This window comes from Amycolatopsis sp. NPDC004378, from assembly GCF_053602455.1.
Genome location: NZ_JBSGDR010000002.1, coordinates 677,997 through 699,095 on the forward strand (window position 1 = coordinate 677,997; position 21,099 = coordinate 699,095).

Here is a 21,099-nt window from a genome sequence, read left to right on the forward strand (position 1 = left end):
CTCAGACCTCCGTCTTCTCCTTGAGTGGCAGCTCCGGGCTGGTTCCCCAGGCGAGTTCGGTGACCGCGCGGACCGCGGCCGGGATCGCGGCTTCGACCTCGGGGGACAGCCCGATCCCGCCGTCGAGGCAGGCCGGCTCGCAGCCCACGAGGAGGACGCGGCCGGCGTCGCCGCCGAGGAGGCGCAACAGCCGGAACACCGCGTCCGGCTGCATGCCGTGCGCGTCGATCGACGCCGACGCCGCCAGGTCCTCGGTGTCGGCCTCGATGAGCGAGAGCGTCCCGGGTGGCCGTCCGTGCGGGGTGGCGTCGAGCAGGATCGTCGTGTCGTAGCCGCCCAGCAGGTCGTAGGCGAGGTGCATGCCCGCGATGCCGTAGTCGGCGATCTGCACCCACGGCGGCAGGTCGGCGCCCTCGAGCTCCTTGATGACCTCGACGCCGAAACCGTCGTCGCTCAGGAAGATGTTGCCGATGCCGGCGACCAGGACTCGTGGCCTCATTCCGCGACCTCCAGGGGTTCGATCTCGTCGGGGGAGAAGTACCGGTACCGGCCGTGCGCGTGCTGCAGGTCGGCGCCGGGATCGTCGTCGAGCGTCACCGCGACGTGCGTCATGCCGTCCACATCGGACAGCACGACCCGGACGGTGGCGGTCTTGCCGGTGAGGAACATGTCCTGGGCGTCGGCACCACGCAGGTTCGGCCGCAGGCGCACGCGCGACCCTTCGATGACGCGCACGCCGCCGACGACCACCGAAGGCGGGACCGGCCGCAGGGACCGGACCGCGCCGTGCAGGCGTTCCAGCAGCTCGGGCGGCATCGTGTCGACGCGGTCGACGATCGCCGCCGCGCGCGGGTCGGTGGCCCGGGCCTCGCGCTTCTCCTCGTCGGTCAGCGTCATCGTGCGCAGGGTCAGGATCTCGTCGATCTCGGTGCCGTCGAAGAGGTCGCCCGGGCTTTCCTCGGCGATCGCCGGGTCGTCGTAGAGGATGATCGGCGACGCGAGCACCACCGTGCTGCGCGAGGTGTCGCCGATCAGCACCGGCCAGAGCCGTTCCTGCCGGCAGGCTTCGACGGCCGGTTTCGCCCACTCCGGCGGGTCCAGCATCGACAGGAAGTGCCCGGTGTCGAGGCTGAGCACCAGGTGGGCGGCGAGCAGGGAGTGGCGCAGGGCGTGCTCGCGGACGCCGTCGGAGGGCCACGACGTCGTGTTGTGCACCTCGACGCGCAGCCGGGCGCCGCCGAACGGCCCGTCGAGCGGGTCGACGCGGGCGGCGAGGACGCCGGACAGCTCGTGGGTCCGTTCGCCGTCGCCCGGCACGCGGAACGGCGTCTCGACCGGGAGTTCCGAAAGCGGCAGGTCGAAGTCGCTCTCGTGCTCGACGGCTTCGTCCCACCCGGACTGCGTCCGCGTCTGCAGGAATCGCACCTTGACGTGCAGGATCGTGCGTTCCAGCGGCTCGAACACGCACTCGGCGCGCGCCGACGCGTGTTCGCCGATCTCCGCCGACGCGAACGACGGCGGCACGAGCACGCCCCACTGCCAGCGCACCCGGTTCTTCGGCGCCGACGCCCGGTACGGGTAGAGCAGGTAGCCCTCGTAGAGCACGGCGTCACCGACCGCGCGGGCCTGCTCGAGGGCGTTCACGGCTCACCCGCCAGCAGTCGCTCCACCGCGGCCTCCCAGGTCGGGATCGCGTGCTGCGCCTTGTACTTGAGCAGCGCGTCGACGGTTTCGCGCGGCAGCTTGATCCACGCGACGTTCGGGAAGTACCGCGCCATCAGCTCGTCCCAGACGGCGACCGGCATCCGGCACTCGGCCTGGGTGTGCCACGGCACCTGCTCGACCCAGAACCCCGGCCCGCCCCTGCCGAACACGGTGCCGCTGAACAGCAGCACCATCGGCACGACCCCCTCGGCCAGCGCGTGGAAGTACTTGCCGGCCGCGACTTCGAGGTCGTAGGTGCACGGCACCTCGGCGTCGATCTCGGTGGCGCCGGTGAACCCCGGCACGGTCACCGACACCGTCGTGAACTGGAACGGCTTCAGCGTCTCGCCCCACCGGGCGCGCTCGCCGAAGAGGTGGGTGAGCAGCTCCGACTCGCCCTCGGCGTACCGGCGGCGCTGCGGCTCGATGCGGATCTGGACGCGCAGCACCATCGCGTGGACGGGCTGCCCGGTCAGCTCGGAGATCCGCAGCTTGAACGCCAGCGTCGGCGACGCGGCGTAGCGCAGCGGCCGGACGTCGATGCAGTCGAAGGTCAGCTCAGCCATCGCCGCGCTCCCGCAGCCGGGCGAAGAAGCCGTCGATGGCCTCGTGCGCTTCGGTGCCGCCGTCGAACCCCCGCCAGGTCGTCCGGACCAGCCCGACCAGCTCGTAGCAGACGTCGATCGGCACCGAGAAGGCCTCGAAACCGTCGTCGAGCCGGTTCACCAGCAGCGCTTCGACGTCGTCGGCGAGCTCGGTGACCAGGTCGTCGGCCGTGCCCAGTGGGAGCAGGGACTCCGTCGCCCCCGCCGGGCTCGGGTAGAACGCGACCGTGCGGTCCTGCACGGAGTTGCGGAACAGGAACGCCGTCTTGACGGGGATGCCGGCCGATTCCCACAACGCGGCGCCCGGCTCGAACCGGGGATGGTGCCGCACGCGGTCGGGCACCGCCCGGTGCCGCTTCCCGCCCGCGCCGGCGTGGGTGAAGAGCAGGTAGCAGCCCCGGCAGGTGCACAGGATCGTGCGGGACTCGAGGTCGATGACGTGCCCGTGTTCCGCGCCGATCGGTTCCGCGCACATCTCGCACCGCTCGCCCGGCGCGGCGCGCGGTGCGGGAGTGCGGAACCGGCGCAGGCCGCCCGTCACGGGACCTCCACGGGGCAGAGGGGGAGCAGCGGCCGCCCGCCGGGGCCGGTCTCTTCCTCGGCGACGCCCTCGACGACGACGTCCGAGATCTCCGGCGCCGCCTCCCGGACGACGCGCTCGATGGCGTACTTCGCGGTGACCGTCGACGACGGGCAGCCGTCGCAGGAACCTCGCAGCCGCAGCCGCAGGACGCCGTCCTCGATCCCGACGAACTCGACGTCGCCGGCGTGCGAGCCGAGGTACGGCCGGACCTTGTCGAGGGCCTCGGCGACCCGCTCGTGCGTCGACCGCGGGTGCAGGTCGTGCAGCACGAGCAGGCCGCGGATGTGGTCGTCCTCGGCGAGCCGGTCCAGCAGCGGCCGGTCGACGACCTCGACGATCCGGGCCAGGCCGGCGCCGTAGAACTCGAGCAGCGTGTGGACGAGGTCCTCGGCGAGCTCGGCGTCGCGGCCGTCGAACTCGCCCAGCAGCTGCTCGATGCGCTCGCCGACCCGGTCGACTTCCGTCATCAGGCTAGCTCCCCGCCGAACGCGTGCGGGGTGTGCAGCCGCTCGAGCACCTTCCCGGACCCGGTGTACATGTGGACGCCGCAGGGCAGGCACGGGTCGAAGCTGCGGACCGCGCGCATGATGTCGATGCCCTTGAAGTTCTCCTGCGTGTTCTCCTCGAAGATCGGCGTGTTCTGCACGGCGTCCTCGTACGGCCCCGGCGTCCCGAAGCTGTCGCGGACGCTGCCGTTCCACGGCGTCGGCGGGTACGGGTGGTAGTTCGCGATCTTGCCGCCCTTGATCACCATGTGGTGCGAGAGGACACCGCGGACCGCTTCGGTGAAGCCACAGCTCACGCCTTCGTCCGGGACCTTGAACGGCTCCCACGTCTTGGTGTTGCCCTTGCGGACCTCACCGAGCGCCTGGTCGGCGAAGTGCAGCGCCAGCGCGGCCGCGTACGCCTGGAAGTACGTCCGGGCGCGGTTGCGTTCGAGCGCGTTGCTCCAGCGCGGGATCTTCCACTCGAACTCGACCTCGGGCTTGGTCGCCGTGCGCGGCAGCGTGATCTTGACGCTGTGGCCGGTCGACTTCAGGTACGGCGTGTCGACGAGCCCGGCCAACGCCGTGACCCACAGCCGGGCGATCGGGCCGCCGCCGGTGTCGAGGGCGAGGTGGTCCTTGCCGTCGAACCAGCGCGGCGACATCGTCCACGAGTATTTGCCGTCGAAATCGCGCTTCGCCGGGCGCGGGATGGTGTGCTGGTTCCACGGGTGGCGCTGGTCGACCGGGTTGCCCAGCGGGTCCTGCGTGACGAACATCGGCTGGTCGGCCCAGTCCTCGTAGAACGAGCTGCCGAGCAGGATGCGGATGCCGAGGTTGATGTCGACCAGGCTGGTCGTGACGAGCTTGCCGTCGACGACCACGCCCGGCGTCACGAACATCTTGCGACCCCAGGCCGCCATGTTCTCGTAGGTGAAGTCGCAGTGCTCGGGGTCGTTCAGGCTGCCCCAGCAGCCGAGCAGGACGCGCCGCCGGCCGACCTCTTCGTAGCCGGGGATGGCTTCGTAGAAGAAGTCGAAGAGGTCGTCGTGCATCGGCAGGCAGCGCTTCATGAACTCGACGTAGCGCATCAGCCGGGTCAGGTAGTCGGTGAACAGCTGCACGGTGGCGACCGTGCCGACGCCGCCGGGGTACAACGTGGACGGGTGGACGTGCCGGCCTTCCATCAGGCAGAACATCTCGCGCGTGCTGCGCGACACTTGCAGGGCCTCGCGGTAGAACTCGCCTTCGAGCGGGTTGAGCGAGCGCATGATGTCGCCGATGGTGCGGTAGCCGTGGTCGCCCGCGTGCGGGGCCTCGGTGCGGTTCGCCAGCTCCAGGACGCCGGGGTTGGTCTCGGCCACCATCTTCTCGCAGTAGTCGACCCCGACCAGGTTCTCCTGGAAGATGTTGTGGTCGAACATGTACTCGGCGGCCTCGCCGAGGTTGATGATCCACTCGCCGAGGTGCGGCGGGCGGACGCCGTAGGCCATGTTCTGGTTGTAGACCGAGCACGTCGCGTGGTTGTCGCCGCAGATCCCGCAGATCCGGCTGGTGATGAAGTGCGCGTCGCGCGGGTCCTTGCCCTTCATGAAGATGCTGTAGCCGCGGAAGACCGACGACGTGCTGTGGCACTCGACGACCTTCTTCTGCGCCCAGTCGATCTTCGTGTAGATGCCGAGGCTGCCGACGATCCGGGTGATCGGGTCCCACGCCATCTCGACGAGGTCGGTCTTTTCTTTCATCTCGGTCATGACCGCGCCCCTGCCTGGTAGCCGGTGTCGAGCTTGGTGCCCTTGTGGCGCCACTTCGGTTCGGTGTCGGCCTTGCGCTCGGTGATCTTCCGCAGCCGGCGGATCACCGACCCGTACGCGCCGCTGGCCAGCGACGACACGTTCGCGCCCGGCGGCTCGTCCATGAACGGCATGAACTTGTCCGGGAAGCCCGGCATGGTGCAGCCGATGCAGATCCCGCCGACGTTCGGGCAGCCGCCGACGCCGTTGATCCAGCCGCGCTTGGGCACGTTGCACTTCACGACCGGGCCCCAGCAGCCCAGCTTGACCAGGCACTTCGGGGAGCCGTACTCGGTGGCGAACTCGCCCTGCTCGTAGTAGCCGCCGCGGTCGCAGCCTTCGTGGACGGTCGCGCCGAAGAGCCACTGCGGCCGCAGGTGGTCGTCGAGCGGGATCATCGGCGCCTGCCCGGCGGCCTGGTAGAGCAGGTAGGTGATGGTCTCGGACAGGTTGTCCGGGTGGGTCGGGCAGCCGGGCACGCAGACGATCGGGATGCCGGCGCCGGACTTCCAGTCCCAGCCCAGGTAGTCGGGCACGCCCATGGCACCGGTCGGGTTGCCCTCCATCGCGTGGATGCCGCCGTAGGTGGCGCACGTGCCGACGGCCATCACCGCAAGTGCCTTGGGCGCCAGCCGGTCCAGCCACTCGCTGGTCGTCATCGGCTGGCCGGTTTCGGGGTTGTTGCCGAACCCGCACCAGTAGCCCTCGTCCTTGATCGCCTCGTTCGGGATCGAGCCCTCGACGACCAGCACGAACGGCTCCAGCTCGCCGCGGTCGGCTTTGTAGAACCACTCGATGAACGTGTCGGCCCCCTTGTCGGGGCCGCATTCGAAGTCGATCAACGGCCAGTGGACCGCGATCTTGGGCAAGCCGGGCAGAGCGCCGAGGACGATTTCCTCGATGCTCGGTTGCGTGGCGGCCGTCAAGGCGACGGAGTCACCGTCGCACGAGAGGCCGGCGTTGATCCAGAGGATGTGGATGGGCTGTTCTTCGGTCTGTTCTGCGGCATGCGTCACGGCTGTTCAACCCCGAGTTCGTCGAGCGCGCCGAGGGTGAGCTCCCACAGCGCGTGGTAGAGGGTCGTCTGGGCTTCCTGGATGCGGTGCACGGACGGTGACGGGACGACGAAGAGGTGGTCGATGCTGTCCAGCTCGGCCATTTTTCCCCCGTCGTAGCCGGCGATGCCGACGGTCACCATGCCGCGCCGGGCGGCTTCGTCGAAGGCGCGCAACAGGTTCGCGGAGTTCCCGCTGGTGGACAGGCCCACCGCGATGTCGCCGGGACGCCCGAACGCGCCGATCTGCCGGGCGAACACGACGTCGAACCCGATGTCGTTGGACAGGGCGGTCACCACCGCGATGTCGTTCGTCAGCCCGAAGGCGGGCAACGGCTTCGCGTCGCCCGCCGGGCTGAGGAACAGGCTGGCGAGGTCCTGGGCGTCGGTCGAGCTGCCGCCGTTGCCGAAGGCGAGCAGGCGGCCGCCGCCCTGGAACGCGCGCGCCAGTTCCTGCGCGCACGCGAACAGCCGGTCGCGGTCGGTGGCGAGGACGTCACCGCGCAGGGCGACGATCTCGCGCACCTTGTCCACAGTGGACTGTTCGACCTGGCGGAGGACGGCGTCGAGGTCGCTTTCACCCGAGTACAGGAACGGGTACAGCGCTTCGAGACCGTCGGTGACGGGGCGTTCCCGCGTCATGCCGGTTCTCCCGCGGCTTAGGACTTCTCCAAGCGTGCGATGGCTTCCCCGGCGTGCACCAGGATGCGGTCGCCGACGCCGGCCTCGACCAGCGCCACACTGACCTCTTCCCGGGTGGATCCGGTGTCCACGACAGCGAGCTCGTGCTCGAGGAGCTCGACCACGGTCACCTCGACCGCGGTGTCGGAGCAGGTGATGCAGACCCCGTCGTGACAGACGGGGCCGGCTGGTCTGTCGGCGTCACGGGCGCTCACGACGCCACCTCCGGGGTCAGCACGCCGGGTTGCTCGAAGAAGACGTGCACCAGCTCCCAAAGCACGTGGTAGGTGGTCACGTGGACCTCCTTGACGACCCTCGGGTCGGTCGAACGGGCGACGAGCACGTGGTCGAGGCCGGGGGTGCGGGCGATCGCCCCGCCGTCGCCGCCGGTCAGCGCGACGGTGAGCATCCCGAGGTCCCGGGCGGTTTCGAGGGCGCGGCGGACGTTCGCACACCCGCCGTCGGTGGAGATGCCCAGCGCGATGTCGGCCGGGTCGGCGATGATCCGCAGCTGGTGGGCGAAGACGTCTTCGAGGCCGACGCGGTTGGCGACGCCGGTGACCGTCGCGACGTCGGCGGTCAGCGAGAGGGCCGGCAGTGCGCGCTTGCCGACGATCACCGGGTGGACGAACTCCACCGCGACGTGCTGGGCGTCGGTGCTGGGGCCGCCGTTGCCGAACACCACGAGCTTGCCGCCGCGGTGGAAGCGGCGGGCCATGCCGTGGCACGCCTCGGCCACCGTCCTGGCGTCCTCGGCCAGGGCGAGCACGGGTGTCTTGCGGCGCTCGAAGAGGGCGTCGACGGAGTCCGGGTGATTCGGTGACCACGACACGCGGCACACTTCCTCAGCGATGGCTCGGCGGTGGGAGCCCACCCAGGCTAGAGCTGTGAGTTGGATCACACAATAGATCGATCGGTCAGAAGTGGTGCTCTCGGTCGTCCTGGACGTGCTCCGCCCGGGCTAACCACTGTTCGGCCTCGTGGGCGGCGCCCCTCGACCGCAGCATCCGCGCCAGGCTGAGCATGCCCTGGACGTCGCCCGTGTCGGCGGCCCGGCGGAACCACTGCTCCGCTTCGGCGAGGTCGTCGCGGTGTTCGGCGAGGTGGCCGAGGTTGGTGAGGGCGGGGACGCTGCCGTGTTCGGCGGCCTTGCGGTACCAGGCGCCGGCCTCGCCTTCGTCGCCGCGGTTGCGGGCGAGCACCCCCAGGTTGGTCATCGCCGCCGGGTCGCCCCGCTCGGCGGCGTCGAGGTACCAGTTCTCCGCTTCTTCGAGGTCGCCGCGCCGGTGCAGCAGCAGCCCGAGCCGGACGATCGCCTCGACGTGGCCGCCGAGCGCACCCTGGCGGTACCACGCTTCGGCGTCGCCGGGTCTGCCGAGGCGCTCCGCCTGCCTGCCGAGCTGGCAGGTCGCCGCGAGGTCCCCGGCCAGCACGGCCGAGCGCCACCAGCGGGCCGCTTCGGCGGCTTGACCGCGGTCGCGCAGCACCATGCCGAGGTCGATCATCGCGCCGGTGATCCCGGATTCGGCGGCCTGCCGCAGCCACGACTCGGCCTCTTCGGGCCGGCCCTGTTCGCGGAGGATGTGCCCGAGCGCGGCGATCGAGGGCAGGTCGCCGGTGTGGGCCGCCTCGCTGTACCAGTGCTGGGCGTCTTCGCGCTTGCCACGCCGTTCGTAGGACCGGGCGAGGTTGAGCATCCCGTGCGGCTCGCCGGCCAGCGCCGCTTCGTGGTACCAGCGCTCGGCCTCGTCCCGGGCCCCGCGCTCGGCGAGCAGGTGCGCCAGCGACGTCATCGAGACGCGGTCGCCCCCCATCGCGGCCTTGCGGAACCACGCCTCGGCCTCGGCGAGTTCCCCGCGCTCGCGCATCGCGGAGCCCATCCGCGCCATCGCGACGACGTTGCCGCCCTCGGCGGCCTTGCGCTGGAAGAACTCGTCGAACTTCTTGAGCCGGCCGGGCATCGGCTGCTCCCTCCGGATGGGTCCTGCTCCGGTAGTCGCAGATGATCGGCTCGGTGTGACACCTCCGCCGTGGGTGGGCGAGGTCACATTCGCGCCAGGTCGTCGTGTCGGCGCGGTTTTCCCAGGCCGGCACGGGTGAGACTACGCCGCGCGCACGCACAGGTGAGAGGAGAAAATCTTGGCGGCCCGCGGCTTTCGGCTCAGCGTGACGCAGCGATCTCTGCTGGTAGTCGCGGTCCTGGCGATCGCCCTCTTCGGCTACTGGGCGACGAGCCGGAGCTCCGGCGCGACCCCGCCGCCGTCGTCGTCCTCGGCACCGGTTCCGGTCACCGCGGCCGACGCGCAGAAGCAGCTCGGGGAGCTGAAGATCGCCGACCGGACGTCCATGGACGGCTACTCCCGCGAGAAGTTCCCGCACTGGGACAGCCAGGGGTCGGGCTGTGACACCCGCGAAGTCGTGCTGAAGCGCGCCGGCAAGGACGTCAAGACCGACAAGGACTGCAGGGCGACGTCCGGGACGTGGACCAGCGTCTACGACAACGAGACCTGGACGAAGGCGACCGACCTCGACATCGACCACATGGTCCCGCTCGGGCAGGCCTGGGCGAGCGGCGCGAAGACGTGGACGACCGAGAAGCGCGAGCAGTTCGCCAACGACCTGACCCGGCCGCAGCTGTTCGCCGTCACCGACAACCTCAACCAGCAGAAGAGCGACAAGGCACCCGACCAGTGGAAGCCGCCGCTGGTGTCGTTCTGGTGCACCTACGCGACCGACTGGATCGTGGTCAAGCACTACTACGGGCTGACCGTCACGCAGCCCGAGAAGACCGCCTTGACGGACATGCTGCGCCGCTGCTGAGCTGGCCGGCATGACGACCTTCGCGCTGGTCCACGGGGGCGGCGGCAGCGGCTGGGACTTCCACCTGCTCGGCCCGGAGCTGGTCGCGCGCGGCCACGGCTTCGTCGCGCCGGACCTGCCGATCACCGACCGGGCGGCCGGGCTGACCGCGTTCACCGACACGGTGCTGGCGGCCCTGGGCGACGCCTCGGACGTCGCCGTCGTCGGGCATTCGTACGGCGGGTTCACCGCGCCGTTGGTCGCGGAGAAGGTCCAGGCGCGGCTGCTGGTGTACCTGGCCGGGATGATCCCGGCGCCGGCCGAGCCACCGGGGCGGTGGTGGTCCGCCACGGGCTTTTCGGCACCCACGGGCTTGAGCGAGGCCGAGCAGTTCTTCAACGGCGTCCCCGCGTCGCTCGCCGAGGAGTGCCAGGCGCGCGGGCGCGACCAGGTGAGCAAGGAGTGGGACGAGCCGTGGCCGCTGCCGGCCCACCCGGACGTCCCGACCCGGGTGCTGCTGTGCCGCGACGACCGGTTCTTCACGCCGGACTTCCAGCGCCGGGTGGCCGTCGAGCGGCTCGGCGTCACCCCGGACGAGATCGACGGCCCGCACTGCGTGCCCCTGAGCCACCCGGCCGAGCTGGCCGACCGGCTGGTGAGCTACCTCTGACTGCGCCGATCGGGTAGCGGAAAACTTAAAGGTCTAGACCTATTGACTGTGTGGTCCAGGCCACTTAACGTCTTTTTCAGCGGCGAACCCGCGCCTCCCCACCTGCGTCACCTCCACCCCGGTCCCCACCATGGAGGTTCCTCGTCATGCGCTTCGCCAGGGTCCTCACGCTCGCGGCGGTCGCCGCCGGCGGTCTCCTCGTCGCTCCGGCGGCACCCGCGTCGGCGGCCGCCTTGCCCGCCTGCCAGCACTTCTACCAGGGCACCATCCCCGACCGCCCGGTCACCGGCGGGCACGGCCCCGGCACGCTCGTCGGCGCGGTCGACGTCAGCAACCGCTTGCCCGCACCCGGTTCCGTCACCGGCGGCCTCGGCAGCGACGGCAAGGTCACCTTCACCTTCGCCCGCGTCCCCGGCGCGAAGGCCTACCGCGCGTTCCGCAACGGCCAGGCCCTGCAGTGGATCAGCGACTGGGGCCAGCCGACGCTCACGGTGACCGACGCGAGCCCGTGCCAGAACGCGAACTACCAGCTCTACGCGATGACGGCCGAGGACAACTCGCCCGGCTCGCTCGGCCAGATCTCGACGGCCTACCGCCTCGACAGCGGCAACCACCTCGCCGCCTACCGCATCCCGGCCGGCACCACGCTGACCTACCGCGTCACGTCCTACAACGACGTCGCCCAGACCGCGCTCGGCTACGACGCCGGCCCGGGCTTCTGCGCCGTCGACGCGCGGAACATCCCGTGGGGCACCAGGTTCTCGGTGCCGGGCTACGGCGAGTGCTACGCGGCGGACATCGGCAGCTGGATCAAGGACGACATCGTCGACGTCTGGCTCCCCGGCGCGCAGGCCGACGCCTGGGGCATCCAGCGGCTCACCCTGACCGTGCGCTGAGAGGAGTGCCGTGAAAGCCAAGCTCGCGCTCGCCGCGACGATCCTCTCCGCGGCGACGGTGCTCGTCGTCTCGCCCGCGACGGCCGCCACCGCACCTTCGGCCGCGTTCGCCAAGGACTCCGACTGGGGCTCCGGCTACCAGGCCAAGTACACGATCAGCGCGGGCACGTCCGCGTTGACGAGCTGGAAGCTGGAGTTCGACCTGCCGGCCGGCTCGACGCTCGGGTCCTATTGGGACGCGCTCGACACCCCGAGCGGCACGCACCACTCGTTCGCCAACCGGGAGTACAACGGCTCGGTCGCCGCGGGCGCGTCGACGAGCTTCGGCTTCCTCGTGAGCGGCAGCGGCCTGCCCGCGAACTGCACGCTCAACGGCCGGCCGTGCACCGGCACCACGGTCCCCCCGACCACGACCCCGCCGCCGACGACCACCACCACGCCGCCACCGAGCGGGGGCAGTGCGCGCGTGTCGCCGTACATCGACATCACGATGGCGACGCCGTCGCTGGTTTCGGTGGCGAACGCGACCGGCCAGAAGAACTTCACGCTCGCCTTCGCGCTCGGCAGCAGCCTCGGCTGCGACCCGCAGTGGGGCGGCACGGTGCCGCTGCTGGATTCGCGGATCATCAACGACGTCACCGCGTTGCGGTCGCTCGGCGGCGGGGTCACGGTGGCGACGGGCGGCGCGCTCGGCCCGTACCTGGAGAACGTCTGCGGCTCGGTGGACGCGCTCTACAACGCGTACGTGAAGGTCCTGGACGCGGTGGGCAGCAACAGCCTGGACGTCGACGTCGAGGCGTCGATCCCGACCGCGACGGTCAACCAGGCCCTGCTCAGGCTGCAGCAGCAACGCGGTACGCACATCAGCTACACGATGCGGATCCAGGGCCAGGACTACGGGATGGACCCGTTCTCGGTGCAGATCCTGCAGGACGCGGCTTCGCGCGGGTTGACCGTGGTGGTCAACCCGATGCTGATGGACTTCGGCTACAGCGGTTCCTGGGGCGACGCGCTGGTCTCGGCGGCCACGGCGACACTGGGCCAGCTGAAGACGATCTGGCCGGCGAAGTCCGACTCGGAGATCAAGGGCCTCCTGGGCCTGACCCCGATGATCGGCCGCAACGACACGGGCCCGATCACGGACCAGGCGGCGGCCCGGCAGCTGCTGTCGTTCGCCCAGGCCAACCACGTGGCGAGCATCGGCTTCTGGTCGGTCGGCCGCGACAACGGCGGCTGCCCCGGGGGCGGCGCGGTCCCGAACTGCTCCGGGATTTCCCAGTCGCAGTACGAGTTCACGAACATCTTCAAGGCCTACACCGGCTGAGCCTCCCGCCCGCCGAAAGGCCGTGAAGGCCTCCTCGCCGACGTCCCCCCTGCCCCGGCGAGGAGGCCTTCATGGGCGGTGCCTCACCAGCGGTCGAGGTGCAGCACGTCTTCCAGCGGCTGCCGCGCGGCCGGCTTGAAGGTGTCGCCCGTGTAGAACGCCGTCGGGATGAGCGCCGCCTGGTGGACGTTCTTCGGCAGCCCCAGGACTTCCGCCGCTTCCTGCTCGTACTTCAGGTGCAGCGTCGTCCACGCCGTGCCCAGGGTCACGGACCGGGCCGCCAGCATGTAGCTCCACACGGCAGGCAGCAAGGAGGCCCACAGCCCCGCCTGGTTGCCCTCCGGCAGCTCCGCCGACGCCGTCTCCAGGCACGGGACCACCAGCACCGGGACCTCGCCCATCCGGTCGGCCAGGTACTCGACGCTGCTGCCGACCCGCTGCTGCACCGCGGCCCGCGAAGGGTCGTCGGCGAACTGCTTGCCCGCCGCGTTCGGGGACGCCAGGTACTCGTGGCACGCGCGGCCGTAGATGCGCCCGAGCGCCGCCCGCTGGCCGGCGTCGGTGACCACCAGCCACTGCCAGCGCTGGGTGTTCGAGCCGCTCGGCGCCTGCAGGGCCACCTGCACGCAGTGTTTCACCAGGTCGAGCGGGACCGGCCGGTCGAAGTCCAGGCGCTTGCGGACCGTCCGGGTGGTCGTCAGGAGCTCTTCGGGCGTCATCATCGGCCCATCATGCCGGGACTACCAGCGATCGTGCACGAGCGGCCGGACGAGCTCGTCGTACGTGGCGCGGACGCCGTCGAGCGCCTCCGCGGACAACGGCGGAAGGGAAGCCGCCACCGTGTTCGCCGTGGCTTGCGAAGCGTTGCGCGCGCCCGGGATCACGGTGCTCACGCCCGGCTGGTCGAGGATCCAGCGCAACGCGAACTGCGCCAGCGTCTGCCCTTCGGGCACCAGCCCGCGCAGCCGCTCGACCGCCTCCAGCCCGACCTCGAACGGCACGCCCGCGAACGTCTCGCCGACGTCGAACGCCTCGCCGTGGCGGTTGAAGGTGCGGTGGTCGTCGGCGGCGAACGTCGTGGCCGCCGTGTAGCGCCCGGACAGCAGGCCCGACGCCAGCGGCACGCGCGCGATGATCCCCGCGCCCGCCTCCGCCGCGGCGGGCAGCACGCGCTCGAGGGGCTTGAGCCGCAGGCAGTTCAGGATGATCTGGACGGACGCCACGTTCGGCCGCGCCAACGCCGTCAGGGCCTCTTCGCAGGTCTCCACGCTCACGCCGTACGCCTTGATCCGGCCTTCGGCGACCATCTCGTCCAGTGCGTCGTACACCGCGTCCGACGAGTACACCGGCGTCGGCGGGCAGTGCAGCTGGACGAGGTCGAGCGTGTCGACGCCGAGGTTGCGGCGCGACCGGTCGTTCCACTCGCGGAACTTCGCCGCGACGTAGTTCTCCGGCACCTGCTCGACCCGGCGGCCCATCTTGGTCGCCACGAACACGTCGCGCCCGGCGGCGAAACGGCCGACCAGCCGCTCGCTGCGGCCGTCGCCGTAGACGTCGGCGGTGTCGAAGAACGTGACGCCGGCGTCGGCGGCCGCGTGCAGCACCGCCAGCGCGTCCTGCTCGTCGACCTCGCCCCAGTCCGCGCCCAGCTGCCAGCACCCGAGCCCGACGACGGACACCTCGCGGCCCAGCCGGGCGATCTTCCGGTTCTCCATGCCGCGATCCAAGCACACGGCCCCGCCTATGATCGGCCGTCATGGCCATGACGTCGGGTCCGGACGGACTCGGGACCCGGATGCGGCACGTCCTCGAGATCTTCGAGGCCGACGTCGCGAAGTTCCTCGCCGACATCGGTCTCGACGACTACCGCCCGCGGTACTCGCCGGTGGTGCGGGCGCTGCTCGCGCACGGTCCGCTGGCCATCCGGGAACTCGCCGCGGAGATGGGCGTGACGCACTCGGCGGCGAGCCAGACCGTCGCGCAGATGAACCGCGCCGGGCTCGTCGCCCTCGAACCCGGCGCCGACGCGCGGCAGCGGATCGTGTCGCTGACCGGCAAGACCCGGAAACTGCTGCCGCTGATCGAGGCGGAGTGGACGGCGACGACCGAGGCGTCCGAGGCGCTGGAGGCCGAGCTGCCGTACCCGCTGCGCGGGGTGCTGGACGCGATCGTCGAGGCGCTGGCGCGGAAGCCGTTCCGGCAGCGGATCGGGGAGACCGGCGCCGCGCGGGAGCTCCTGGGTCCCTGATCAGGCGCCGGGGACGAGGAAGACCGCCCAGACGAACTTTCCGCCGGGGCAGCGTTCGAAGCCCCAGTCCTCCGACAGCGCCTGGACCAGGACGAGCCCCCGGCTGCGGGCCTGCGCCGGCGACGGCGCCCGCAGCTCGGGCAGCAGGGAACCGGTGTCGTACACCCGCAGCGTGAGCCGTCCGTCCGCGTACGCCAGCTCAAGCGCCTGGGGGCACTCGCCGTGTTCGAAGGCGTTCGTGACCAGCTCGGACGTCGCCAGCAGCACGTCGTCCAGCTGCGGCTCGGTGAACCCGAGGCCGAGCATGGCGGAGCGGACCTCGTGCCGCGCCCGCGCCGGGGCCGTGACGTCGGCCGGCAGGGGCACCGTGAGCGGCGCGGCGGGCACAGCCGGGCGCTGCGGCAGCTTCGACGTCGTCATCGGTCCCCCTCCCAGTGAGTCCGGTACCGTCCGCGAGGTACCCACGCGCGCGAACGGCTAATCAGGTGCCGTCGGCGAGCTCGGATTCGTCCAGGCCCGAACGCAGCTTCTTCAAGGTCGCAGCCAGCAACCGCGACACCTGCATCTGGGAGACACCGACACGGCGCGCGATGTCCGACTGGCTCATCCCGGAGCCGAACCGCAGCGCGACGATCTTGCGCTCCCGGTCCGGCAGGCTCTCCAGCATCGGGCGCAGCGCCTCGCGCAGCTCGGCCTGGCCGAGCTCGGCGTCCGGCGCCCCGAACCGGGTGTGCGCCGCGTTCTCCAGCAGGTGGTCGAGCGACGCGCCGTAGCGGCCCTGACCAGCGCGAAGGCCCTCGTAGACGTCTTCGATGGGCACACCGAGCCGGGCGGCGATCTCACTGGGCTTCGGCGCGCGCGAAAGCTGCACCGTGAGCTCCTCGCGCGCGGCGGAGATGTTCGCGTTCAGCTCCTTGAGCCGCCGCGGCACCCGCACCGACCAGCTGTTGTCCCGGAAGTGGTGGCGCAGCTCGCCGGAGATGGTGGGGACGGCGAAGGCCAGGAAGTCGGTGCCCTGGCCGGGGTCGAACCGGTCGACGGCGTGGATGAGCCCGACCGTGGCGATCTGGACCAGGTCCTCCATCGCCTCGTCGCGGTTGCGGAACTTCCGGGCGAGGTTGCGCGCCAGCTCGAGGTGGCCGCGCACCAGCGTGTCCCGGATGGTCTCCCGTTCCGGGGAGCCGGCCGGCAACGCGGCGAGCCGGGTGAACAGGGCGCCGACGTCGAGAGCATCCTCGCCGCGCTCGGCGGGGTCGGTCACGAGTCCGCCGCCTGGCTCTCCCGGACGAGGTCGACCCGGGACAGGTAGCGGCCGTCCTCGGGCGTCACCGTGCGCTGGGCCGACGTCGCGAGCGCGGTGAGCAGCTGCCACGACAGGCCGGTGTCGTCTTCGTGGTCCGGAGTGTCCGAAAAGACCGAAACCGAAACCTCGATGCGCGGCCCGTTCCACGAGAACGTGCAGGTCAGCTTGCCGTCCGAGCTGGCGGGGAGCAGCAGCGAGCAGGCTTCGTCCACCGCCATCCGGAGGTCTTCGACGGCGTCCAGGTCGAAGTCCTGGCGCATCGCGATGTCCGCCACGATGGTGCGCAACGTCGGCACGACGTGCGGGATCGCGGCCGTCCGCACCTCGATGACCTGCGCGCCTTCCGGCACGAGCGGGGCGTTGTCCTCCACGGTTGTTCCTTTCTCCGGCTCGCGCTCCAGGGTTCGGCGGTGTCCTCTTCACGCCCGGTCGCGAGATGCCCGTGGGGTGAGCAAACCAAACCCGGGTTTGATCCGCTGCACCGGCGGGCATGTAGCGATCGACATGATTGACCTGGGAAAGGCAGGGACGACATGGCTGACGTCAGCCGGCTGCCCAACGTGGTTGCTGAAGAGTGGGAATGGCAGCTGCGCGGTTCGTGCCGGGGCGCGGACAGCAGCCTTTTCTTCCACACGGACAACGAACGGGGTTCGGCGCGGGAGCGGCGCGAGTCCCGGGCCAAGGCCATCTGCCAGACCTGCCCGGTCCTGGCCCAGTGCCGCACGCACGCGATGACGGTACAGGAGCCCTACGGCATCTGGGGCGGCCTCGGCGAGATCGAACGGCGGCAGCTGTTCCTGCGCCAGCGGCGGGCGGCGCGGAAGGCCGTGAGTGCGCACTGACCAGGCAGGATCCGATCGCACGTGAACAGTCCGCGCGAAAGGGCGGCGGCCGTGGCGGGCTCGGCCGCTTCCTGGGTTAGGGTTGGCCCCGGAGTTGCCTTGACCGTGCCCCGCGAGAGCTTGGGAAGGCACGGTGACACGGTTGCCGCTTGAGACAACAGGCGCGTACCCGGCGCAGGAGCAGCGCCTGACGAGGAGAAACTGCATGCCCGCAGCCGACCAGAACGCCACCCCGCCCGGGTTCGGCATCACGCTGGACACCGACGCGACGGAGCCCCGGGTGGTGGTCACCGGCGAGCTCGACCTGCTGACCAGCCCGCAGCTGCAGGAGGCCCTGGCGGGGCTGATCGCGGACAAGCGGGCGCAGCGGGTCGTGGCCGATCTGACCGGGGTGACCTTCTTCGATTCCTCCGCGCTGAACGTGGTGCTGCGCGCACAACGCCAGGCCGGCGAGCAGGACGTCGAGCTCGAGGTCGTCCCGAGCCCCGCCGTGAGCCGCGTGATCGAGCTCACCGGCGTGGCCGAACACCTGAGCGTGTCGGAGGACCCCCAAGCCTGACCGCCCGCTACGGTTCCGCGGACCGAGTTCGGTGCGGGGACGTTGGGGGCGGCACGATGATGGGGCGGACGCACGCCCTGACCGGCTGGTGCGCGGGCTTGGCCCTGGCGCCCGCGGTCGGGGCGGGTTCGGTGCACCAGGCGGTGGTTTTCGCCGCCACGACGGCGGGTTTCACCCTGCTGCCCGACCTGGACCACCCCGGCGCGAGCGCGTCCAAGCTCCTCGGCTGGCTGACGGGCGCGTTGTCGTGGCTGCTGCGCCGCGTCTCGGCGGCGTTCTACGCGCTGACGAAGGGCCCGCGCGACGAGAAGGTGACGGGCCAGCACCGCCACCTGTCCCACACGGTCCTGTTCGCGGCCGGCCTCGGCGCGTTGACGTCGTGGGGCACCGAGGCGGGCGGTCCGTGGGCCGTCGTCGGCGTGGTGGTCTTCGGGCTGATGCTGGCCGAAGGTGCGCTGGGCGACTGGCTGCTGCCGGTGAGCGGCGCCGCGATCGCCTGGTGGTTCTTCACGGCGCCGCCCGACCGGGCCGGCGAGCTGGCTTCCATCACGGGCTGGCTGGGCGTCGCGGTGGCGGCCGGCTGCCTGACCCACTGCCTCGGCGACGCGCTGACCGAGTCCGGCTGCCCGTTCCTCTTCCCGATCCCCATCGCCGGCGAGACCTGGTACGAGCTGGGCCCGCCGAAGGCCCTGCGGTTCAAGACCGGCAAGAAGGTCGAGAAGCGGCTCGTCTTCCCGGTGTTCGCGGTGCTGGCGGTGCTGCTGGTGCCGGGGGTGTGGGACTACGGCGTCAGCACGTTCGAGCGCCTGTTCATCCCGCCGGCGTCCCAGCAGGCGACCACGCCTTGAGCCGGTCCGCCGCGGCCGCGGTGTCGGTGTAGTCGCGGGTGTGCGCGATCAGGCCGTCCTCGACGGTCATCACCATCACGTAGGGGACGACGAAGCTCTCGCCGCCCATTTCCTGGTGGAGGTCGAACTCGGCGACGAGCACCGCCGGATCGGCCGTCTCGTGCACCACGACGTTGCCGGCCTTCGTGACGCGGCGGGCCGCGCCCGCGCGGCGGAACCGGCGGCGCAGCTCCTCGCGGCCGTGGGTCACCCGCGGTGCTCCGGGCAGCGTGAACGGCATTTCGAGGACGACGTCTTCGGCGTAGCAGTCGGCGAGGTCGTCCCAGCGGTTTTCGACGCTCGCGGCCAGGAAGCGGTCGAACACCTCGCGCGTGCGCAGTGAGGCGAGGGAGAGGTTCGGGTAGTCGCGGTAGGCCGTGATCTCCCCGCCGGCCACCGTGACCACGCCGACCGACGACGGCCGGCCGGAAACCGCGAGTTCGAGGACGAACCCGGATTCCGTCACCTGCGCCGTGACCTGGGCTTCCGTCACGCCCAGGGCGCGCGCCCGCACACCGGCCGCGTCGAGTTCCGCGACGATCGCGTCCCGGCCTTCGGTGCGCTGACCGAGGAACGGCAGCTCGTACACGGCGTCAGCGGCGAAGAGGTCCGCGAACGGCGTGGTGTCCAGCGTGGACATCCCTTCCCGGACGCGGGTGGCGATTTCGGGCACGGTGCGTGGCATCGGAATTCTCCTGGAAGACTGGACGTTGAATCGGAACGGTGCACCCGCTTACGACGATACGGAGCGCGCGTTCCGGTTGTCAACGAGGAGACGAACATGGAGAAGATGCGCGCGGACGCGCGGCGCAACCGGGCCAAGGTCCTGGCTGCCGCCGAAGAGGCGTTCGCCGCCGACGGGCTCGCCGTGCCGCTGGACGACATCGCGCGGCTGGCCGGCGTCGGCGCCGGCACCGTCTACCGGCATTTCCCCAGCAAGGAAGCGCTCTTCCAGGCCGTCGTGCTCGAGCGCATCGAGCAGTTCGCCGAAGAGGCCCGCGGGCTCACCGGCGCCGCGGACCCCGGCGAGGTCTTCCTCGACTACTTCGTCCGCGTCATCAAGCAGGCTTCGCTCAACCGCGCCATCTGCGACGCCCTCGCCGAGTCGAGCGGGCACGCCTTCAAGGCCGGCGCGGGCGACGAGTTCCGCGCGGCCCTGGCGGAACTGCTTACCCGCGCCCAGGAAGCCGGCACCGTCCGGCGGGACATCGACGGCGACGACCTGCGGGCGCTCATCGTCGGCTGCCTGGCCGTCGAGCGGTATTCGCCGGGCAGCCGCCACCTGGTGCGCGTGGTCGTCGACGGGCTGCGCGCGTCAGCCGGAGAAGGCGACGTCGCGTAGCTGCGCCCGGCTGGCGATGCCGAGCTTCGGGAACAGCTTGTACAGGTGGTAGCCGACGGTCCGCGGGCTGAGGAACAGCCGCGCGCCGATCTCCCGGTTCGACAGCCCGGCCGCCGCCAGCTCCGCCACCTGACGCTCCTGCGTCGTCAGCTGTCCGGTCCCCGGCACGGCCGCCCCGGTCGCGCGCAACTCCCGGCCCGCGGTCGCCGCCCACTCGGCCGCGCCGAGGCTTTCGAACGTCTCGAGCGCGGCCCGCAGCGGACCTTTCGCCTCGGTGACGCGCTTTTCCCGGCGCAGCCGCTGCCCCTCCCGGAGCCGCCTGCGCGCCTGCTCGAAGGGCAGGTCGATCGCCGCAGCGGCGACGTCCCGGTGGCCCGGCGCGGCGGCCCGGGCCGACTCCGTGTCGGCGCGGTCGATCGCCGCGGCAGCGACCACGTCCCGGTGCCCGAGTGCCGAAAGCCGTTCGGCCGCCTCGGCGAATTCGCCGCGCGAGAGGTGCAGCGAGCCCACGGCCCACCGGGCCTGGGCCGCGGCCAGCGCGTTGTCCTGGGCCGGCGCCGCGCGCAGCACGCGCTCCGCGTACCGGCGGCACGCCGTGGCGTCCCCGCGCAGGGCCGCGAGCCGGGCCAGGACCGCGTGGGCGTCGGCCGACGTCACGTGCTGCTCGGCCGCGGTGCGCAGGGCCTCCTCCGCGTGCGCCTGCGCGTCGGCCCAGCGGCCCAGGTCGAGTTCGAGGTCCGCCAGCCAGACCAGCAGCACCGCGTGCAGGGCGAGGATTCCGTTGGTCCGCAACCGTTCCGCCGCGACGAGCCCGAACTCCCGCGTCGCCTGCCGGTGCGGGCCGCGGCGGCTGATCGCCATCGTGACGAGCCAGCGGTGCGCGTGCCGCTCGGTGAGCGTGTCCGGTACCGCGTCGAGGATCTGCCACGGGTCCGGCGTCTCTCGGTCGCCGGCGAGCAGCTCGGCCAGGACGTGGAAGCCGGGTTCGCACGGCAGCGCCGTGATCCGCTTCGCCAGCTCGAGGACGTCGTCCCAGCGGTCGCGGTGGTGGGCCGCGTCGATGGCCAGGAACAGCAGGCGCGCGGCGTGGCTCGGCTCCACGTGACCCGCGAGCCGCGTCAGGTGGTCCTGCGCCGCGGCGAGGTTGCCGCTGTACAGCTCGATCAGCCCGCGCAGCCGGCCTGCCCGGGGCCGCGCGACGGGCTCGGGGACCGTCGAGGCCATGACGTCGAGGAGCCGCCGCGCCCGGGCCGGGTTGCCGGCCTTCCACGCGGAATGGGCCGCCTCGGCCAGCCGGCCGGCCCGCGCGCTTTCGTCCATGGCC

Annotated in this window: 27 protein-coding genes; 9 read left to right on the plus strand and 18 right to left on the minus strand. The window is 71.4% G+C overall.

What is annotated here, in order from left to right; all coding sequences use genetic code 11:
- Position 1: 1 nt before the first annotated feature.
- The 11 genes from ACWEN0_RS10960 to ACWEN0_RS11010 all read right to left on the minus strand — a co-directional run bounded on the left by ACWEN0_RS10960 (position 2) and on the right by ACWEN0_RS11010 (position 8,866).
- Entirely contained in the window at positions 2-499 is a 498-nt protein-coding gene (locus tag ACWEN0_RS10960; protein ID WP_451971604.1) for a hydrogenase maturation protease, read from the minus strand.
- A complete protein-coding gene (locus tag ACWEN0_RS10965; RefSeq protein ID WP_451971607.1) occupies positions 496-1,644 on the minus strand; it encodes a hypothetical protein in 1,149 nt (382 codons plus the stop codon). Before ACWEN0_RS10965 ends, ACWEN0_RS10960 begins: the two co-directional genes overlap by 4 nt.
- Positions 1,641-2,270, minus strand: a complete 630-nt coding sequence (locus ACWEN0_RS10970; protein ID WP_451971610.1) for a DUF6084 family protein — start codon at positions 2,268-2,270, stop codon at positions 1,641-1,643. The genes ACWEN0_RS10965 and ACWEN0_RS10970 overlap by 4 nt, the downstream gene beginning before the upstream one ends.
- Positions 2,263-2,850: a DUF5947 family protein gene (locus ACWEN0_RS10975; protein WP_451971613.1), complete on the minus strand. Its 588-nt coding sequence runs from the start codon at positions 2,848-2,850 to the stop codon at positions 2,263-2,265. The genes ACWEN0_RS10970 and ACWEN0_RS10975 overlap by 8 nt, the downstream gene beginning before the upstream one ends.
- Complete coding sequence (locus ACWEN0_RS10980; RefSeq protein WP_451971616.1) at positions 2,847-3,359, minus strand: NifU family protein; 513 nt, start codon at positions 3,357-3,359, stop codon at positions 2,847-2,849. The genes ACWEN0_RS10975 and ACWEN0_RS10980 overlap by 4 nt, the downstream gene beginning before the upstream one ends.
- Positions 3,359-5,131 (minus strand): nickel-dependent hydrogenase large subunit, encoded by a 1,773-nt coding sequence (locus ACWEN0_RS10985; RefSeq protein WP_451971619.1) that lies wholly within the window; start codon positions 5,129-5,131, stop codon positions 3,359-3,361. The genes ACWEN0_RS10980 and ACWEN0_RS10985 overlap by 1 nt, the downstream gene beginning before the upstream one ends.
- Positions 5,128-6,186 carry an NADH-quinone oxidoreductase subunit B family protein gene (locus ACWEN0_RS10990; RefSeq protein WP_451971622.1) on the minus strand — a complete coding sequence of 353 codons (1,059 nt, stop codon included), beginning with the start codon at positions 6,184-6,186 and terminating at the stop codon, positions 5,128-5,130. Before ACWEN0_RS10990 ends, ACWEN0_RS10985 begins: the two co-directional genes overlap by 4 nt.
- Positions 6,183-6,866: a D-sedoheptulose-7-phosphate isomerase gene (locus tag ACWEN0_RS10995; protein WP_451971625.1), complete on the minus strand. Its 684-nt coding sequence runs from the start codon at positions 6,864-6,866 to the stop codon at positions 6,183-6,185. The genes ACWEN0_RS10990 and ACWEN0_RS10995 overlap by 4 nt, the downstream gene beginning before the upstream one ends.
- Positions 6,867-6,883: 17 nt before the next feature.
- Entirely contained in the window at positions 6,884-7,120 is a 237-nt protein-coding gene (locus ACWEN0_RS11000) for a HypC/HybG/HupF family hydrogenase formation chaperone (RefSeq protein WP_451971627.1), read from the minus strand.
- Positions 7,117-7,737, minus strand: coding sequence for a D-sedoheptulose-7-phosphate isomerase (locus tag ACWEN0_RS11005; RefSeq protein ID WP_451971630.1), 621 nt, complete (start codon positions 7,735-7,737; stop codon positions 7,117-7,119). The genes ACWEN0_RS11000 and ACWEN0_RS11005 overlap by 4 nt, the downstream gene beginning before the upstream one ends.
- Before the next feature lie 85 nt (positions 7,738-7,822).
- The gene (locus ACWEN0_RS11010) at positions 7,823-8,866 is read right to left on the minus strand and encodes a tetratricopeptide repeat protein (protein WP_451971633.1); all 1,044 of its coding nucleotides are present in this window, start codon (positions 8,864-8,866) and stop codon (positions 7,823-7,825) included.
- 178 nt (positions 8,867-9,044) lie between these two features.
- Here ACWEN0_RS11010 and ACWEN0_RS11015 point away from each other — a divergent pair, with 178 nt between their 5' ends.
- The 4 genes from ACWEN0_RS11015 (at position 9,045) to ACWEN0_RS11030 (ending at position 12,594) form a co-directional block, all read left to right on the plus strand.
- A complete protein-coding gene (locus ACWEN0_RS11015; protein WP_451971635.1) occupies positions 9,045-9,725 on the plus strand; it encodes an HNH endonuclease family protein in 681 nt (226 codons plus the stop codon).
- 10 nt (positions 9,726-9,735) lie between these two features.
- Positions 9,736-10,374, plus strand: a complete 639-nt coding sequence (locus ACWEN0_RS11020) for an alpha/beta fold hydrolase (protein ID WP_451971638.1) — start codon at positions 9,736-9,738, stop codon at positions 10,372-10,374.
- A 146-nt stretch (positions 10,375-10,520) separates the two neighbouring features.
- Positions 10,521-11,270 carry a 3D domain-containing protein gene (locus ACWEN0_RS11025; protein WP_451971640.1) on the plus strand — a complete coding sequence of 250 codons (750 nt, stop codon included), beginning with the start codon at positions 10,521-10,523 and terminating at the stop codon, positions 11,268-11,270.
- Positions 11,271-11,280: 10 nt separating this feature from the next.
- Positions 11,281-12,594, plus strand: coding sequence for a cellulose binding domain-containing protein (locus ACWEN0_RS11030; protein ID WP_451971642.1), 1,314 nt, complete (start codon positions 11,281-11,283; stop codon positions 12,592-12,594).
- 83 nt (positions 12,595-12,677) lie between these two features.
- Here the strand turns inward: ACWEN0_RS11030 and ACWEN0_RS11035 are convergent, their stop codons facing one another.
- Together ACWEN0_RS11035 and ACWEN0_RS11040 are read right to left on the minus strand one after the other, a co-directional pair.
- A complete protein-coding gene (locus ACWEN0_RS11035; RefSeq protein ID WP_451972013.1) occupies positions 12,678-13,313 on the minus strand; it encodes a nitroreductase family protein in 636 nt (211 codons plus the stop codon).
- Positions 13,314-13,334: 21 nt separating this feature from the next.
- Entirely contained in the window at positions 13,335-14,309 is a 975-nt protein-coding gene (locus ACWEN0_RS11040; protein WP_451971645.1) for an aldo/keto reductase, read from the minus strand.
- A 41-nt stretch (positions 14,310-14,350) separates the two neighbouring features.
- Between ACWEN0_RS11040 and ACWEN0_RS11045 the strand changes: the two genes are divergently transcribed.
- Positions 14,351-14,842 carry a MarR family winged helix-turn-helix transcriptional regulator gene (locus ACWEN0_RS11045; protein ID WP_451971647.1) on the plus strand — a complete coding sequence of 164 codons (492 nt, stop codon included), beginning with the start codon at positions 14,351-14,353 and terminating at the stop codon, positions 14,840-14,842.
- Here the strand turns inward: ACWEN0_RS11045 and ACWEN0_RS11050 are convergent, their stop codons facing one another.
- The 3 genes from ACWEN0_RS11050 to ACWEN0_RS11060 all read right to left on the minus strand — a co-directional run bounded on the left by ACWEN0_RS11050 (position 14,843) and on the right by ACWEN0_RS11060 (position 16,516).
- Complete coding sequence (locus ACWEN0_RS11050) at positions 14,843-15,262, minus strand: ATP-binding protein (protein ID WP_451971650.1); 420 nt, start codon at positions 15,260-15,262, stop codon at positions 14,843-14,845.
- A gap of 61 nt (positions 15,263-15,323) precedes the next feature.
- Entirely contained in the window at positions 15,324-16,103 is a 780-nt protein-coding gene (locus tag ACWEN0_RS11055) for a SigB/SigF/SigG family RNA polymerase sigma factor (RefSeq protein WP_451971653.1), read from the minus strand.
- Positions 16,100-16,516, minus strand: coding sequence for an anti-sigma factor (locus tag ACWEN0_RS11060; RefSeq protein ID WP_451971655.1), 417 nt, complete (start codon positions 16,514-16,516; stop codon positions 16,100-16,102). Before ACWEN0_RS11060 ends, ACWEN0_RS11055 begins: the two co-directional genes overlap by 4 nt.
- Positions 16,517-16,678: 162 nt before the next feature.
- Between ACWEN0_RS11060 and ACWEN0_RS11065 the strand changes: the two genes are divergently transcribed.
- From ACWEN0_RS11065 to ACWEN0_RS11075, 3 genes are all read left to right on the plus strand, one after another.
- Positions 16,679-16,987: a WhiB family transcriptional regulator gene (locus ACWEN0_RS11065; RefSeq protein ID WP_310968083.1), complete on the plus strand. Its 309-nt coding sequence runs from the start codon at positions 16,679-16,681 to the stop codon at positions 16,985-16,987.
- A gap of 205 nt (positions 16,988-17,192) precedes the next feature.
- On the plus strand, positions 17,193-17,546 hold the full coding sequence (locus ACWEN0_RS11070) for an STAS domain-containing protein (RefSeq protein ID WP_086862300.1): 354 nt from the start codon (positions 17,193-17,195) through the stop codon (positions 17,544-17,546).
- 59 nt (positions 17,547-17,605) lie between these two features.
- The gene (locus tag ACWEN0_RS11075; RefSeq protein ID WP_451972016.1) at positions 17,606-18,394 is read left to right on the plus strand and encodes a metal-dependent hydrolase; all 789 of its coding nucleotides are present in this window, start codon (positions 17,606-17,608) and stop codon (positions 18,392-18,394) included.
- On the opposite strand, the gene ACWEN0_RS11080 is transcribed toward ACWEN0_RS11075, so the two are convergent.
- Positions 18,357-19,118, minus strand: coding sequence for a nuclear transport factor 2 family protein (locus tag ACWEN0_RS11080; RefSeq protein ID WP_451971658.1), 762 nt, complete (start codon positions 19,116-19,118; stop codon positions 18,357-18,359). The two genes, ACWEN0_RS11075 and ACWEN0_RS11080, sit on opposite strands and share 38 nt — an antisense overlap.
- Positions 19,119-19,214: 96 nt before the next feature.
- On the opposite strand from ACWEN0_RS11080, the gene ACWEN0_RS11085 reads away from it, so the two are divergent.
- On the plus strand, positions 19,215-19,775 hold the full coding sequence (locus ACWEN0_RS11085; RefSeq protein ID WP_451971661.1) for a TetR/AcrR family transcriptional regulator: 561 nt from the start codon (positions 19,215-19,217) through the stop codon (positions 19,773-19,775).
- On the opposite strand, the gene ACWEN0_RS11090 is transcribed toward ACWEN0_RS11085, so the two are convergent.
- A complete protein-coding gene (locus ACWEN0_RS11090; RefSeq protein WP_451971664.1) occupies positions 19,749-21,095 on the minus strand; it encodes a LuxR C-terminal-related transcriptional regulator in 1,347 nt (448 codons plus the stop codon). The two genes, ACWEN0_RS11085 and ACWEN0_RS11090, sit on opposite strands and share 27 nt — an antisense overlap.
- Between the last annotated feature and the right edge of the window lie 4 nt (positions 21,096-21,099).